This window comes from Nocardia amamiensis (assembly GCF_015477605.1).
Lineage (GTDB): Bacteria > Actinomycetota > Actinomycetes > Mycobacteriales > Mycobacteriaceae > Nocardia > Nocardia amamiensis_A.
Window position 1 is genome coordinate 23,077 of sequence record NZ_JADLQX010000003.1, and the last position, 13,680, is coordinate 36,756.

Consider the following 13,680-nt stretch of genomic DNA (forward strand, 5'->3'; position numbering starts at 1 on the left):
CAGGTCAAGCGCCGGTCACTCCTCGGCTGCGGCGTCTTCGGCGGCCGTCTCCGGAGCCACCGCCACGGGGCCGCCCTCCAGCAGCCGGCGGAACCCGTCCTCGTCCAGGATCGGCACCCCGAGTTCCTCCGCCTTGGCGGCCTTCGATCCCGGCGCGTCGCCTACCACCACGAACGCGGTCTTCTTCGAGACCGAGCCCGCCGCCTTGCCGCCGCGCAGCAGGATCGCCTCCTTCGCGCCGTCGCGGGTGAAGCCCTGCAGCGAGCCGGTCACCACGATGGACAGGCCTTCGAGTGTGCGTTCGATGGATTCGTCGCGCTCGTCTTCCATCCGCACGCCCGCCGCCCGCCATTTCCCCACCACCGCGCGATGCCAATCGACGGTGAACCATTCCGACAGGGCAGCGGCGATGGTCGGGCCGACGCCGTCGGCTGCGGCCAACTCCTCGACCGAGGCCTGCTCGATGCGATCCAGGCTGCCGAACTCGGCGGCCAGGGCACGCGCCGCGGTGGGACCGACATGCCGGATGGACAGGCCGACCAGAACTCGCCACAGCGGCCGGTCCTTGGCGGCGGCCAGATTCTCCAGCAGACGTCCGCCGTTGGCGGACAGGCTGCCGTTCTTGTTGGCGTAGAGCGACGTGGTGAGCAACGTCGCCTCGTCGAGATCGAACAGGTCGCCCTCGTCGGTGATCGCGCCGGACTTCAGCAGATCGATCGCGCCCTCGTAACCGAGCGCCTCGATGTCGAAGGCGCCGCGGCCTGCCACGTGGTAGACGCGTTCACGCAGCTGCGCCGGACAGTACTGCTGGTTCGGGCAGCGGATATCGGCGTCGCCCTCCTTCTCGGGCCGCAGTTCGGTGCCGCATTCGGGACAGTGCGTCGGCATGACGAACTCGCGTGCGTCCGCGGGGCGCGCGTCCACCACCGGGCCCAGCACCTCGGGGATCACATCGCCCGCCTTGCGGATGGTGACCGTGTCACCGATCAACACGCCCTTGCGCTTGACCTCGGCGGCATTGTGCAGGGTAGCCATCGCGACCGTGGATCCCGCGACGGACACCGGCTCCATCACCGCGAACGGCGTCACCCGGCCGGTGCGGCCGACGTTCACTTTGATGTCCAGCAGCTTGGTCGTCGCCTCTTCGGGCGGGTACTTGTAGGCGATCGCCCAGCGCGGAGCCCGCGAGGTGGAGCCGAGGCGGCGCTGCAACGCGGTCTCGTCGATCTTGATCACCTGGCCGTCGATCTCGTGCTCGATGTCGTGCCGGTGCTCGCCCCAGTAGGCGACCCGCTCGATCACCGCGTCGATGCCCTGCACCAGCCTGGTGTGCTCGGACACCGGCAGGCCCCACGCGGCGAGCGCGCGGTAGGCGTCGTATTGCGAGGTCGGCGTGTAGCCCTCCATGCGGCCGAAGCCGTGGCAGACCATCCGCAGCCTGCGCCGCGCGGTGACCGACGGATCCTTCTGCCGCAGCGAACCGGCGGCGGTGTTGCGCGGGTTGGCGTACGGCGGCTTGCCCTCGGCGACGATGGCGGCGTTGAGCGTCTCGAAATCCTCCAGCCGGAAGTACACCTCGCCGCGGACCTCGAGCAACTTCGGGATGGGGAACTCGTCGCTGGGCGTCAGCTCGCCGGGGATGTCGTCGATGGTGCGGGCGTTCAGCGTCACGTCCTCGCCGGTGCGCCCGTCGCCGCGGGTGGCGCCGCGGACCAGGCGCCCGTTCTGGTAGACGAGGTTCAACGCGACGCCGTCGATCTTGACCTCGCAGAGGTAGTGCAGGTCCGGCCCGGTCTCCGCCTCCACCCGGGCGGCCCAGGCGCGCAGCGCGTCCAGATCGAACACGTTGTCCAGCGACAGCATCCGCTCGAGGTGGTCGACCGCGGCGAAATCGGTGGCGAACCCGCCACCCACCATCTGGGTCGGCGAATCAGGCGTCCGCAGGTCGGGATGGTCTTCCTCCATGGCCTCCAGCCGCCGCAGCAGCGCGTCGAACTCGCCGTCGGAGATGATCGGCGCATCCCGCACGTAGTAGCGGAACTGATGCTCGCGCACCTCGTCCGCGAGCCGCTGCCACTCCACCCGCTGCTCCGGCGTCGCCGGGGCCGCCGCACTGTCGCTGTCACTCACCCAACGCACATTAGCCGAGCCCACCGACAGGACACCGCCGTGTTCCCGCACGTCGCCGCCCTGGACAGCAGGAAATCCGAACGGTTCGTTTGCACCGGGACCGCGGCTGAGCACCCGCCGCCCGAGCGCCCCCGCGGTGCCGCCCGCCATGTCCGCGCGGTGTGTACACACCACCACAACACACCCTGCTGTCGCCCAGGACCCGCTAGTCTCGGACGATGACCGGCCCGGGGGCAATCGAGGAATCCGTATCGCTCGCGCTGGCACGCCAGTTCCTGAACCGGACAGTAGACCTGACCTTCGACCGGCCTTATGGCAGCCACCACCCGACGTGCGGATTCCGCTACCTGGTCAACTACGGGTACGTGCCGGGCACGCTCGCGCCGGACGGCAAGGAACTGGATGCCTACTATCTCGGTCCCGCAGAGCCGTTGAGCTCAGCGCAAGGGGTCTGCATCGCGATCGTCCACCGGTGGTACGACGATGACGACAAACTGGTGGTCATCCCCGAGGGCAGCCCTGCCCTCGATGACGCCACGATTGCCGCCGCGGTCGAATTCCAGGAGACGCCGGGGCACTACAGCATCGTCAGGCAGTAATCCGAAATCCCAGTTGCTGTCATCTTCAACGGCGAAAAACCCCACACCCTGGCTGGTATGCGGACCTCAGGAGAACGAGAGCTCTTCCGGCTCTTCGGCATACGCCCGCGCGACCGCACTGGTGAGACGGAGGGCGCGGCGACCCCACTCCAGCGAGCCGCCCGCCAAACCGCAGGCGGGACTGACCGCGACCCGCTGCGCCAGCGTGCGACGGGCGAAGCCGAGCCGGTCGATCAGGCGGACACCCGGCTCGGCGTAATCGCGCCAGGTCACGCGGGTGGCCGGTACGCGAGTCGGAACGGCGCCGAGCACCAATTGCTTGCCTGCTTCGAGGGTTTCCCCGATTTCGTCGAGTTCGCGGGTGCCGATGGTGTTCAGGTCGAAGCCGATCGCGGCGGCGGCGCTGCGGCGCAGCAGGCCCAGCGCGGGCGGCTCGGCGCAGGTGTGCACGAGCACCGGGGCGGACTGGCCGGTGATCACGGTGTCCAGGAGGGCGAGCGCTTCCGGTTCGGGCAGGGCGCGCACGGTGTTCAGCACGCTCACGCCCGATAGCGAGCCGTCGAGCACCGCGGTCGCGGATGGTTCGTCCAGTTGCAGGACGACCTGCGCGCCGAGCCGCTTGCGGACGTCCGCGACATGCTGGGCGAGCCCCTCGGCCAACGACTCGGAGAGGTCTCGCACCGCGCCGGAATCGGTGAGCACACGATGTCCGCCGGGCAGCTCCACCTGGGCGGCCAGGGTCAGCGGGCCCGCCGCCTGTACCTTGACCACCCGGTCGCGGCCGGACAAACCGGCGTTCTCCCATGCTTCCTCCAGCGCGTCCAGGTCGGTGCGCAGCAGGTCGTGGGCTCGCCGCGAGACCGCTCCCGGGCGCGGCGCGAGCCGGTAGCCCCGAGGCGTGGTGTCGAAACGAAGATCGACCAGCAGCGCGGAGACGCGTCCGATGACGTCCGCGCCCGCGCCACGATCCGGCAGCTCGACCAGATGCGGCAGCTCTCCCAGTTCGCCGACGATGGTGGCGGCGGCTTCGCGCGGATCGATACCCGGCCAAGAGCCGACTCCGGTGGCGATTCCACCCCGTATGCGCAGGGATTCGGTCGCCGCGTCCGTCTCACCGTCTTGCGCCACGCCATCCGTACCGGTCTCGTGCACCGCTGCCGTACTCCGTCCGTTCGATTCCGCCATTACCGGACTCCGCCGACCGCGGCGGCGCCACCGGCCTCCGCGTTCTCCGTCACCGCAGCGGCGGACGACGGCGCCGCCGACCGCACAGCGGCCAGGTGCGGATCACCGCGCCGCCTCGGACCCCGCTTCGCTGGTGACTCGCTCGCGCGCCGTCGCGGAGATGGTCCCGCTGCCGATTACCTCGTCGCCCGCCGGATCCGGACGGTAGAGCACCACCGCTTGGCCTCGCGCGACACCGGTCAGGGGCTCGTGCAGGCGCACGACCATCCCGTCGCCCACCGCCTCGGCCACCGCGGGCGCGGTGCCACCGTGCGCGCGCACCTGCGCCACGCAGTCGATCGGGCCCGCGGGCGCCGAGCCCGAAGTCCAGATGGCGCGCTCCGCCTCGACCGTCCAGACGCGCAGGTCCTCGGCCGAACCGACGCGGACCGTGCCGGAGTCGGGATCGATGCCGGTCACGTACCGCGGCTTGCCGTCGGCCGCGGGCCCCGGCAAACCGAGACCCTTGCGCTGGCCGATGGTGAAGCCGTGCACGCCCTCGTGCTGCCCGAGCACCTGACCGTCGGCGTCGACGACCGCACCGGGCCGGATGCCGATCTTCGCGCCCAGGAAGGCGCGGGTGTCACCGGACGGGATGAAGCAGATGTCGTGGCTGTCGGGCTTGTTCGCGACGGCGAGACCGCGCTCGGCGGCCTCGGCGCGGATCCGCGGCTTGGGGGTGTCACCCACCGGGAACATCGCGCGGGAGAGCTGCTGCGCGGTCAGCACCGCCAACACGTAGGACTGGTCCTTGTCGGCGTCGACGGCGCGGCGCAGCACGCCATTGTCCAGACGCGCGTAATGCCCGGTGACCACCGCGTCGAAGCCGAGCGCCACCGCGCGGTCGGCCAGCGCGGAGAACTTGATCTTCTCGTTGCAGCGCAGGCACGGGTTCGGCGTCTCGCCCGCCGCGTAGGCGGCCACGAAATCGTCGATCACGTCTTCCTTGAAGCGGTCGGCGAAATCCCAGACATAGAACGGGATGCCGAGCACGTCGGCGGCGCGCCTGGCGTCACCGGCGTCCTCCTTCGAGCAGCAGCCGCGCGACCCCGTGCGCAGCGTGCCCGGTGTCGCCGACAGCGCCAGATGCACGCCGACCACCTCGTGACCGGCGTCGACGGCACGCGCCGCCGCGACCGCCGAATCCACACCACCGCTCATCGCGGCGAGTACCCGCATCAGACACCTCCTTTCGCACCGGCCAGACCCGCGGCCTTGGCCCGTTCCACCACCTGCGGCAGTACTTCCAGTAACGCGTCGACGTCGGCGCGGGTCGAGGTGTGCCCCAGCGAGAAGCGCAGCGACCCGCGCGCCTGCCACGGTTCGACGCCCATGGCGATCAGCACGTGGCTCGGCTCGGCGACGCCCGCGTTGCACGCCGAGCCGGTCGAGCACTCGATCCCGGCCGCGTCCAGCAGCATCAGCAGCGAATCTCCTTCGCAGCCCGGGAAAGTCACGTGCACGTTGCCGGGCAGGCGCCGTTCGCCGGCGGGGCCGTTGAGCACCATGTCCGGGGCCGCGGTGCGGATACCCTCGATCAGCACCTCCCGCAGCGTGGTCAATTCGGCCGTGCGCGCAGGCAATTCGACCACCGTCTGATGCAGCGCGGCGGCCAGTCCGACAGCCGCCGCAGTATCCGAGGTCCCGGAGCGCAGGTCGCGCTCGTGCCCGCCGCCGTGCAGCAGTGGGACGCACGGCACATTCCGGCCCAGCAGCAGCACGCCCACGCCATGCGGGCCGCCGACCTTGTGCCCGGCGAAGCTCGCCGCGGACAAGCCGCTGGCGCCGAAATCGATCGGCAGCTGAGCGGCCGCCTGCACCGCGTCGCTGTGCATGGGCACCCCGAATTCCTGGGCGACGGCGGCGAGTTCGCCGATCGGCTGGATGGCGCCGACCTCGTTGTTCGCCCACATGATGGTGACCAGCGCGACGTCGTCCGGGTTCGCGGCGAGCGCGGCGCGCAGCACAGCGGGCGCGACCACGCCTTCGGCGTCCACGGGAAGCCAGGTGACCTCAGCGCCCTCGTGCTGCCGCAACCACTCCACGGCGTCGATCACCGCGTGGTGCTCGATCGCGCTGGCGATGATCCGGTTGCGTCCCGACTCGGCGCGGCGCGCCCAGAAGATGCCCTTGACCGCCAGGTTGTCGCTCTCGGTGCCGCCGGAGGTGAAGATGACCTCCGAAGGCCGGGCGCCCAGATCGGCGGCGATCGACTCGCGCGCCTCCTCCAGCACTCTGCGGGCGGCGCGGCCCGAGCCGTGCAGCGACGACGCGTTACCCGTCGTGCGCAGGGCGGCCGTCATCGCCTCGATGGCTGCGGGCAGCATCGGTGTGGTGGCCGCGTGATCGAGGTAGACCGTCTGGGGCGCCGCACCGTTGACCGGACCCGAAAAAGCCGACTTCATGACCGATAAAGCCTATCCCACCCTGACCTGCGCACCTTGGGCCGTCCTCCGGCCCACTTCGATTTACCCACGATTCGCAACCCGCTGACCACCTCCCCGTATTCCCGGGGCCCTAGCCGCGGAGCCGCCGGTGGCCGCGCGGCCGACCGAGCCCGGCCTCTGTCCAGAGGTTGACCATCCGCACCTATTGAATGAACCGTTATATAGCGGTACGTTGTTCGACGTATTGATCGTTGCCCGGGTCGATGCGGGAAACGGCTATCGAGCCGGGAGAAGCAAGCGGTCATCCGTCGAACGACAGAGGAAATTCCGATGTACCCACGCACCCGCCATCCCGGACGGACCCGACGTGTGCTGGCGCGCGGCGCCGCGGCGTCGATGCTGGCCCTGATGCCGATCACCGCCGTCGCCGTGCCCGCCCTGGCCGACCCGATCGTGCTGGAGCCCGCCGACGACCTCGACGCGGTGCACGGCCGCCCGGGCCACGGCCATGGCAGGCACGGCCACGACAGCTGGGACCGTGGTCGCCACCGCCACGACGACTGGTTCCGGGGTCGCCACAACGACTGGGACCGCGGCCGCCACGGCGACTGGGACCGCGGCCGCCACCGCCACGACGACTGGGACGGATGGCACGGCTTCCGGCCGCCCACGGGAAGCGGTTTCTGAACCTGTCCCGTCGTTCCGGAGCGGGTCGCATGCTCGCGGCTCGCTCCGGTCTCCGGGCCGACTACCGCGCCGCGGCGGTGCTGCGGCGACCGCGCAGCGAGGGGAGGCGTCGCGGCCTGCGCACCTCCGGCGCGTCCGCCGCGACGGATGGGTCCTGCACCCGAGTGTGCCCCGCCTCGATCCACATCGGGTCGTCCAGCGCACCGTGGCGTGATCGTTCGACGCCGCGCACGGCCGTCTCGCAGCGCCGGGCCAGCTCACGCCGGTCCGAGCCGGGCTGTTGCACCGGTTCGAGCACCACCTCGGCGATCATCCCCCGCGACCGCAGTACCCGTCGCGCGGACGACGCGAATGTGTCCACGCCGACGAACGCGGGCACCGTACACGGAACGCCGTGCCGGTCCAGATAACGCAACCGCACCGGCTGCACCGCGGCGCCGGTGTTCACCGCCGCTTGGAACAGCGCGGGCCGCATGGTGCCGTAGGCGCGGCCACACCAGGTGGTGCCCTCCGGGAAGACGCCGATCCGCTCGCCCGCGGCCAGCCGCGCGCCGACCGCGCTCACCACACCGGGCAATTCCCGCAGGCTTTCCCGCTCGATCGGGATGACCCGCATCAGCTTCGCGAGCTTGCCGAGCAGCGGCCAGTCCAGCATGTCCGCGCGGGCGACGAAGCCGAGCGGCTGCACCGAGGCCAGCGCCACGATGTCGGTCCAGCCGATGTGCCCGGTGACGACCAGCACGCCGCGGTCGGGCACGCCGTATCGAACCGGCGCGAGCGCGGCGCCGCCCTCATCGGCGACGCCGCGCTCGTCCGCGGCCGCCCGGTTGTCGACGATGCGCAATCGCATGCCGAGACATCCGAGCAGCAGGCGCGCGTACCCGCGCTGCATCAGTTCACGCTTGCCGCGCGGCGTCATCACGTGCGCGACCGGATAGGTGAGCAATACACCCGCGACACCGGCCAGCCGGGCGGCCACCCGCCGCGTGCCGACCGTGTCGATCGAATCCAGGCAACCGGGACCGCAGGGGCTCGAGGGCATCCACGCGTGCGCGGTGGACGCGGCGGGCGGCGCGTCGAAGACCACGGGTCCTCACCGTCCCCCGTCGAAGGTGGCCGCGGCATCCCGTAACCGGTTGAGGTAGCGGGTGTTGATGGTGTCCAGACCGAGCAGAACCACGAAATCGGCGACCGCGAAATCGGGGTCGTGGGCGGGCTCGCCGCAGATCTCCGCGCCGAGCCGTAGGTAGCCGCGCACCAGCGGCGGAAGTTTCGGGCGCGACGGCGGGGCGAGCTCATCGAGCGTCTTCCCGTCGACCATCACCGGGTTGTACGGATGCACCCGGCGCTCCGGGTCGGAGGCGTGGCGGCCGAGCAGCATGTCGCGCACGCCGCGCACATTCACACCGGGCGGGTCGGCCGGGGTGTCCCGCATCGGCACCGACACGCAGCCCATCACCCAGTCGTAGCCGGTGAGCTGGATGTAGTGCAGGATGCCCGCCCACATGAGGGTGAGCACCGATCCGTTGCGGTGGTCGGGCACCACGCAGGCGCGGCCCATCTCCACGATCCGCATGCCCTCCGGATCCAGTTGGGCGAGATCGAATTCCGTCGCTGTGTAGTACCCGCCCGCCGCGGCGACTCTGTCCGGCGGCAGCATTCGGTAGCAGCCGACGAACTCACCGCTGGCGTCGTCCCGCACCAACATGTGGTCGCAGTGCTCGTCGAAACGGTCGGCGTCGAGTCCCGTTCCATTGTCCGGAATCTGGAAGCCTGGCTCGTTGGCGAACACGCCGTAACGCAGCCGCTGCGCGGCGACCCGGTGCTCGAGGTCGGAGGAGACCACCAGCGAGTAGCGCGACCGTTCCTCCCCGGAGCCCGACGGTCCAGCCGGGGCGGTCAACACGGACGAAATAGTCATATCCATGATGAAGCCAGCCCGACAATGCGCCCCAGCAACCTCGAAGTGTCGCGTCGATGCCGGTTGGGTGAACGAGACGGCAGTCACACCAACCGTTCACGAAACGGTTCCGCCGCGTTCGTCCATCCGCATCACAACCGCATCCGACATGCGGTTTATCGCGCACGTCGCTGTTTTCGGCTACCGGCGCGGAGCGGTACGGATCGAGCCGACCCGGACATGCGAATCGCGCTGTCTCCGAGGGGAGCCAGCGCGATTCCTCAGCCGCGGGAAGGATCAGGCCACGTAGCGTTCCGGAGCGCCTACCGTCGTCAACGGCGCCTCCTCCTCGGCGAAGCCGGGACGTCCGGTGCCGACGAACGCGACCAACCACGAGGCGACCGCGGCGAAGCGGTTGCGGAAGCCGACCAGGTACAACAGGTGCACCGCCAGCCACATCAACCAGGCGATCACGCCGCGGAAGGTGATGTGCTCGTTGAGTTTCACCACCGCGCTGAACCGGCTGATCACCGCCATGCTGCCCTTGTCCCAGTACTTGAACGGGGTGCCGGGCTGCTTCTTGCGGCGGATGATGTCGGCGGCGTGCCTGCCCTCCTGCATGGCCACCGGCGACTGTCCGGGGTAGCCGTTCAGCGAGGTCATGTCGCCGATGGCGTAGATGTCCGCGTAACCGCCGACGGTGAGATCCGGATTGATCAGCAGGCGGCCCGCCCGGTCGGTCTCGACACCGGTGGCCTCGGCCAGGATCTTCGCGAATCCGCCCGCCTGCACACCAGCCGACCAGACCACGGTCTCCGCCGCGATGCTGTGTTCCACCCCGTCCTTGCCTTTGACGGTGACCTTGCCGTGCTCGATATCGGTGACGAACGTGCCGAGCAGCACGTCGACGCCGCTGCGGGTCAACGACTTCTTCGCGTATTCCGACAGACCGCCGCCGAACGGTGGAAGCACCTCGCCCGCGCCCTCGACGAGTGTGACCGAAATCTCCTGGTGGTAGTGCCGTTTCGCCAGCTCCTTCAGCTGACCGGCCACTTCGACGCCGGTCGCTCCCGCGCCGACCACGACGAAGCTCAGCAGCCTGCGCCTGTCCTGCTCGTCGGCTTTCGCGGCTTCGGTGAAGACCCGCTCGATCTGCGCGCGCAGCCGCCGCGCGTCGTCGATGGTCTTGAGCGAGAAGGTCTTCTGGGCGAAATCGTCCCGGCCGAAGTAGGACTGGCTCGCGCCGGTGGCCGCGATCAGCGAGCCGTAGCGGATCCGATGCGGCATGCCCTCATTGGTCTGGTAGGTGACGATGGCCTGGTCGGGGTCGATGGCGACCACCGTGCCGAGGCGCACATCGGCCTCGCGGTGGCGGCGCAGGACGGCAGCGATCGGCGGCGCGATCTCGTCCGATGTGAGCACACCGGTCGCTACCTGGTACAACAGCGGTTGGAACAAGTGCTCGGGCGTGCTGGAGATCAGCACGAAGTCCACCCCCGACTTGGCCAGCTGCTTGGCGGCGGCGAGCCCGCCGAACCCCGATCCGACAATGACGACACCCGCGGTTTCGATTCCCGCATCCACGTACTGCATGACAGCCTCCTTCTCTCATTACGAACCGTGATCCGGAGGGCGGATATTTCAGGTGTCAGGGCGCATAATTTAGATGACTCTTATCTTGATCCGTAATTAATTGGAGGCGCTGTGGAACTTCGGCAGCTCACCTACTTCGTCGCCGTGTGCGAGGAGCTGAGCTTCAGCGGCGCCGCCGCGCGGTGCTTCATCTCACAGTCGGCGATCAGTCATCAGATCTCCCGGCTCGAGCGCGATCTCGGCGTGCAACTGTTCGAGCGCTCGACCCGCTCGGTCGTGCCCACCGACGCCACCGCTCGGCTACTTCCGCTGGCGAAACAAATGCTGAGCTTGGAGTCGGCGATTCGCGCGGCGGTGCGCACGGTGGGGCCGCGGATCCGGTTGGCGGCGAACATGTCCTTCGCCACCCGCTCGCTGTCGGCCATCGCGGGCGCGCGCGCCGCGCACCCGGAAGCCGAAATCGAGTTCGTGATCAAACCGTTCCGCCAGCGCATCGCCGCTGTCACGGACGGGGACTGCGATCTCGCCCTGATCCGCGGCAGCGTCGAGCAGCCGGGGCTCGCGGTGGAGCAGCTCTGGGTCGAAGACCTGGTGATCGCCACCTCCAGCGCGCATCCCCTGGCGACCAGGGACGTGGTGACCTTGTCCGATCTGAGTTCGTATCCGCTGCTGCTGCCGCCGGAACAGGAACAGGTGCTGCTGCACACCGTGATCCGCAACGCGTTCGCCGAACTGCCCACGGGCCCGACTTTCGGGCCGCCCATCCCGCCGGACCACACCGCGACGATGGAGCTGATCAACCGGCCGGACGCGTGGACCGTGCTCTACGCCGAGAGCACCACCGAGGGACTGGTGGTGCTCTCGCTCGCCGAACACAAGCTGCGCATCCCGGTTTCGGCGGTGCTGCGCGCCGAAGCCAAGCGTTCACCGATCCTGACCACCCTGCTGTCCGCGCTGCACCGTTGCTGAGGTGGTCACTCGCGGCGGTTCGTCGCTGGGCTGCGCAGCTCTACCTGCGCCTGTGACACCCGAGCCGGCCGATCACGCGGTCAGCCACGAACTGGCCGCTCCAACCAGGGCCACCATGCCGGGTAGACGAGGCGTTTCCGGGAAGACGCCCGGTTCAGCTCACCCACGGCGGCGTGATGCGCGTTCCGTCCGCGAGTTCGCCTGCGAAGCCGACCGGTGCGATCACCATCAGTGTGGCGGGAGCCTCTCCCGGATTGTCCAGGCGAATGGTGGATTCGGCGGGGGCGACGGCGGCGTCCCCTGGTTCCAGGGGTGATGACTCACCCTCGACAGTGAATATCGCTGCGCCACCGAGGAGTACGAATGCCTCCTCGCGGAGGATGCGGTGTTCGACACCGATGGTTCCGGCGGCGATCTCCAGCTGCCATACGCATACCTCCTTGCTGCCGGTGCCGGTGCGGATGAGTGGGGTGAAGCGGGCGTTGTGCATCTCGTGGACGGTGGTCTCCGCAGCGCGTACGACCGGCATTTCCATCTCCTCGGATAGTCAATCTTCTTGACTAATATAGTCAAGCACATTGACTACCCTGTCAAGTGTCAGGATGCATCCATGCCCGCTTCCGTCCCGCCGCCCGCCCAGGATCTGCCACTGCTCTTGCTCGCGGCGGCCGCGCAAGTCACCGACGCCATCCACACCGGCGTGGTGACGGCGGGATTCACCGATGTGCGTCCGTCGCACGGATTCGCCTTCGCGCGGATGGCGCCCGACGGCGCGACGGTGGTCGAGATCGCCGAGCATCTCAGCGTCAGCAAGCAGGCTGCGAGTCAGCTGGTGGACGAGTTGGTGCGCAAAGGATATGCGCGGCGCAACCCGCATCCGCACGACGCACGAGCCAAGCTCATCACGCTGACCGAACGCGGCTGGGCCTGCACCCGCGCCGCGGACGCCGCGGCGGCGGAGTTCACGCAACACTGGGCCGCGACATTGGGCCGTGCCGACATCGCCGATCTGCGAAATATGCTGGCCCGCGTGGTCACTCCGGGCCGCGTGCGGCCCTCGGCATGGTAGTTCTTCGGCGTCTTGAACCACGCTACCTGCGCCACGCCGGCGCGTCGTCTGGGGCAATCACGGAAGCGGAGTGAATCCGATTCCGATCGTGCTCGGTCCTTGCGCTGCGATGTCGTCGAGAATTCCATGGATACCGGAGAACTGGAACGGTGCCCACGGATTGAGCGGATTGATTGCGGAGGTGATTCCGACCAAACCGCTCCGCGTGGTCACCGGGCCACCGCTATCGCCCGGAATGATCGCGGCCCATGAACTGATGACGTTGTTCTTGTACTCGATCACGAGACCGCATGTCTTCCTGGACACCTGACCGTACTTGCAGATGATGTCCCTCAGCGGGACGGGATCCGCGCCGATCTTCCTGATCACGATCCCGTTCGGCGTCTTGTTGACCGGATTGATCTTCGTTTCGTCCAGCTTGATGACCGCGTAATCCTTGGACGAGTCAACCGGATACTGCCTCGACGGAAACCCGGGCCAATTCGTGCTCCACGTGGCGTAGTACCCGATCGGGCCCAGTCCGGGATTGCCCGTCAGGAATACCTCCTGAGTTCCGGTGTCCCGAGTCATCATGTGCCCGGCCGTGAGAGCCACCAGATTGCCGAGTTGGTCATATCCGACAGCCCCGACAGTGCCCCAGCTTCCGCAGGGAAGTCCGCCATCGGACATGATCGACGTTCCCGGACCGAAGTTCACGCCGGATGACGGAGGCGTGCCCACATAAGTGAACGGGACTCCGTTGCTGAACCCGCTCGGCGTGGTGACTCTGACCAGCACCACTCCCGTTGCGGCAGGAGAGATAGCCGTGATCTGCGTTGCGGAGTCGATTGTGAACGAGGTCGCTGGAGTGGTGCCGAATCCGACCGCCGTAGCTCCGGTCAGATTCGTCCCCGTCAGGGTGACCGTTGTTCCACCGATGAGCGGCCCCGAACCTGGGCTCGCCGAGACCAGAGTCGGAGCCGTAGGCAGGGAAGTAATGGTAGGCATAATGCCGCCTCCTTCACCGCGGTGGGAGTGGGGTCCGCTGCACCAGGTCAGCGAATTCGCTTGGTCCCGGCTCCATTCAGTAAGGCCCCTATACCGATACCCGGGCAATGGGTCCTTCGATCCGTTTTCGTCTGT

At 68.8% G+C, this 13,680-nt stretch carries 13 protein-coding genes; 4 read left to right on the forward strand and 9 right to left on the reverse strand.

Annotated features, from left to right (window positions below; translation table 11 throughout):
* Window positions 1-15 precede the first annotated feature (15 nt).
* Window positions 16-2,130 carry an NAD-dependent DNA ligase LigA gene (gene ligA / locus IU459_RS04720; RefSeq protein ID WP_195128227.1) on the reverse strand — a complete coding sequence of 705 codons (2,115 nt, stop codon included), beginning with the start codon at window positions 2,128-2,130 and terminating at the stop codon, window positions 16-18.
* A gap of 218 nt (window positions 2,131-2,348) precedes the next feature.
* Here ligA and IU459_RS04725 point away from each other — a divergent pair, with 218 nt between their 5' ends.
* Window positions 2,349-2,729, forward strand: coding sequence for an inorganic diphosphatase (locus IU459_RS04725; RefSeq protein ID WP_195128228.1), 381 nt, complete (start codon window positions 2,349-2,351; stop codon window positions 2,727-2,729).
* A 66-nt stretch (window positions 2,730-2,795) separates the two neighbouring features.
* On the opposite strand, the gene IU459_RS04730 is transcribed toward IU459_RS04725, so the two are convergent.
* The 3 genes from IU459_RS04730 to IU459_RS04740 form a co-directional block, all read right to left on the reverse strand.
* On the reverse strand, window positions 2,796-3,914 hold the full coding sequence (locus IU459_RS04730; protein ID WP_195128229.1) for a methionine synthase: 1,119 nt from the start codon (window positions 3,912-3,914) through the stop codon (window positions 2,796-2,798).
* 102 nt (window positions 3,915-4,016) lie between these two features.
* Window positions 4,017-5,132 (reverse strand): tRNA 2-thiouridine(34) synthase MnmA, encoded by a 1,116-nt coding sequence (mnmA, locus tag IU459_RS04735; RefSeq protein WP_195128230.1) that lies wholly within the window; start codon window positions 5,130-5,132, stop codon window positions 4,017-4,019.
* Entirely contained in the window at window positions 5,132-6,358 is a 1,227-nt protein-coding gene (locus IU459_RS04740) for a cysteine desulfurase family protein (RefSeq protein WP_195128231.1), read from the reverse strand. The genes mnmA and IU459_RS04740 overlap by 1 nt, the downstream gene beginning before the upstream one ends.
* Before the next feature lie 312 nt (window positions 6,359-6,670).
* Between IU459_RS04740 and IU459_RS04745 the strand changes: the two genes are divergently transcribed.
* Window positions 6,671-7,027: a hypothetical protein gene (locus IU459_RS04745; protein WP_195128232.1), complete on the forward strand. Its 357-nt coding sequence runs from the start codon at window positions 6,671-6,673 to the stop codon at window positions 7,025-7,027.
* A gap of 61 nt (window positions 7,028-7,088) precedes the next feature.
* Here IU459_RS04745 and IU459_RS04750 read toward each other — a convergent pair whose 3' ends face one another.
* The 3 genes from IU459_RS04750 to IU459_RS04760 form a co-directional block, all read right to left on the reverse strand.
* Window positions 7,089-8,069 carry a lysophospholipid acyltransferase family protein gene (locus IU459_RS04750; protein WP_195128542.1) on the reverse strand — a complete coding sequence of 327 codons (981 nt, stop codon included), beginning with the start codon at window positions 8,067-8,069 and terminating at the stop codon, window positions 7,089-7,091.
* Window positions 8,070-8,120: 51 nt separating this feature from the next.
* Window positions 8,121-8,948, reverse strand: coding sequence for a GNAT family N-acetyltransferase (locus tag IU459_RS04755; RefSeq protein ID WP_195128233.1), 828 nt, complete (start codon window positions 8,946-8,948; stop codon window positions 8,121-8,123).
* A 276-nt stretch (window positions 8,949-9,224) separates the two neighbouring features.
* A complete protein-coding gene (locus IU459_RS04760; RefSeq protein ID WP_195128234.1) occupies window positions 9,225-10,520 on the reverse strand; it encodes an NAD(P)/FAD-dependent oxidoreductase in 1,296 nt (431 codons plus the stop codon).
* A 111-nt stretch (window positions 10,521-10,631) separates the two neighbouring features.
* Here IU459_RS04760 and IU459_RS04765 point away from each other — a divergent pair, with 111 nt between their 5' ends.
* On the forward strand, window positions 10,632-11,489 hold the full coding sequence (locus IU459_RS04765; protein WP_195128235.1) for a LysR family transcriptional regulator: 858 nt from the start codon (window positions 10,632-10,634) through the stop codon (window positions 11,487-11,489).
* A 154-nt stretch (window positions 11,490-11,643) separates the two neighbouring features.
* Here the strand turns inward: IU459_RS04765 and IU459_RS04770 are convergent, their stop codons facing one another.
* Window positions 11,644-12,018: a cupin domain-containing protein gene (locus tag IU459_RS04770; protein ID WP_195128236.1), complete on the reverse strand. Its 375-nt coding sequence runs from the start codon at window positions 12,016-12,018 to the stop codon at window positions 11,644-11,646.
* An 81-nt stretch (window positions 12,019-12,099) separates the two neighbouring features.
* Here IU459_RS04770 and IU459_RS04775 point away from each other — a divergent pair, with 81 nt between their 5' ends.
* Window positions 12,100-12,558 (forward strand): MarR family winged helix-turn-helix transcriptional regulator, encoded by a 459-nt coding sequence (locus tag IU459_RS04775; RefSeq protein WP_195128237.1) that lies wholly within the window; start codon window positions 12,100-12,102, stop codon window positions 12,556-12,558.
* 57 nt (window positions 12,559-12,615) lie between these two features.
* Here IU459_RS04775 and IU459_RS04780 read toward each other — a convergent pair whose 3' ends face one another.
* Window positions 12,616-13,545, reverse strand: coding sequence for an IPT/TIG domain-containing protein (locus IU459_RS04780; RefSeq protein WP_228837404.1), 930 nt, complete (start codon window positions 13,543-13,545; stop codon window positions 12,616-12,618).
* Between the last annotated feature and the right edge of the window lie 135 nt (window positions 13,546-13,680).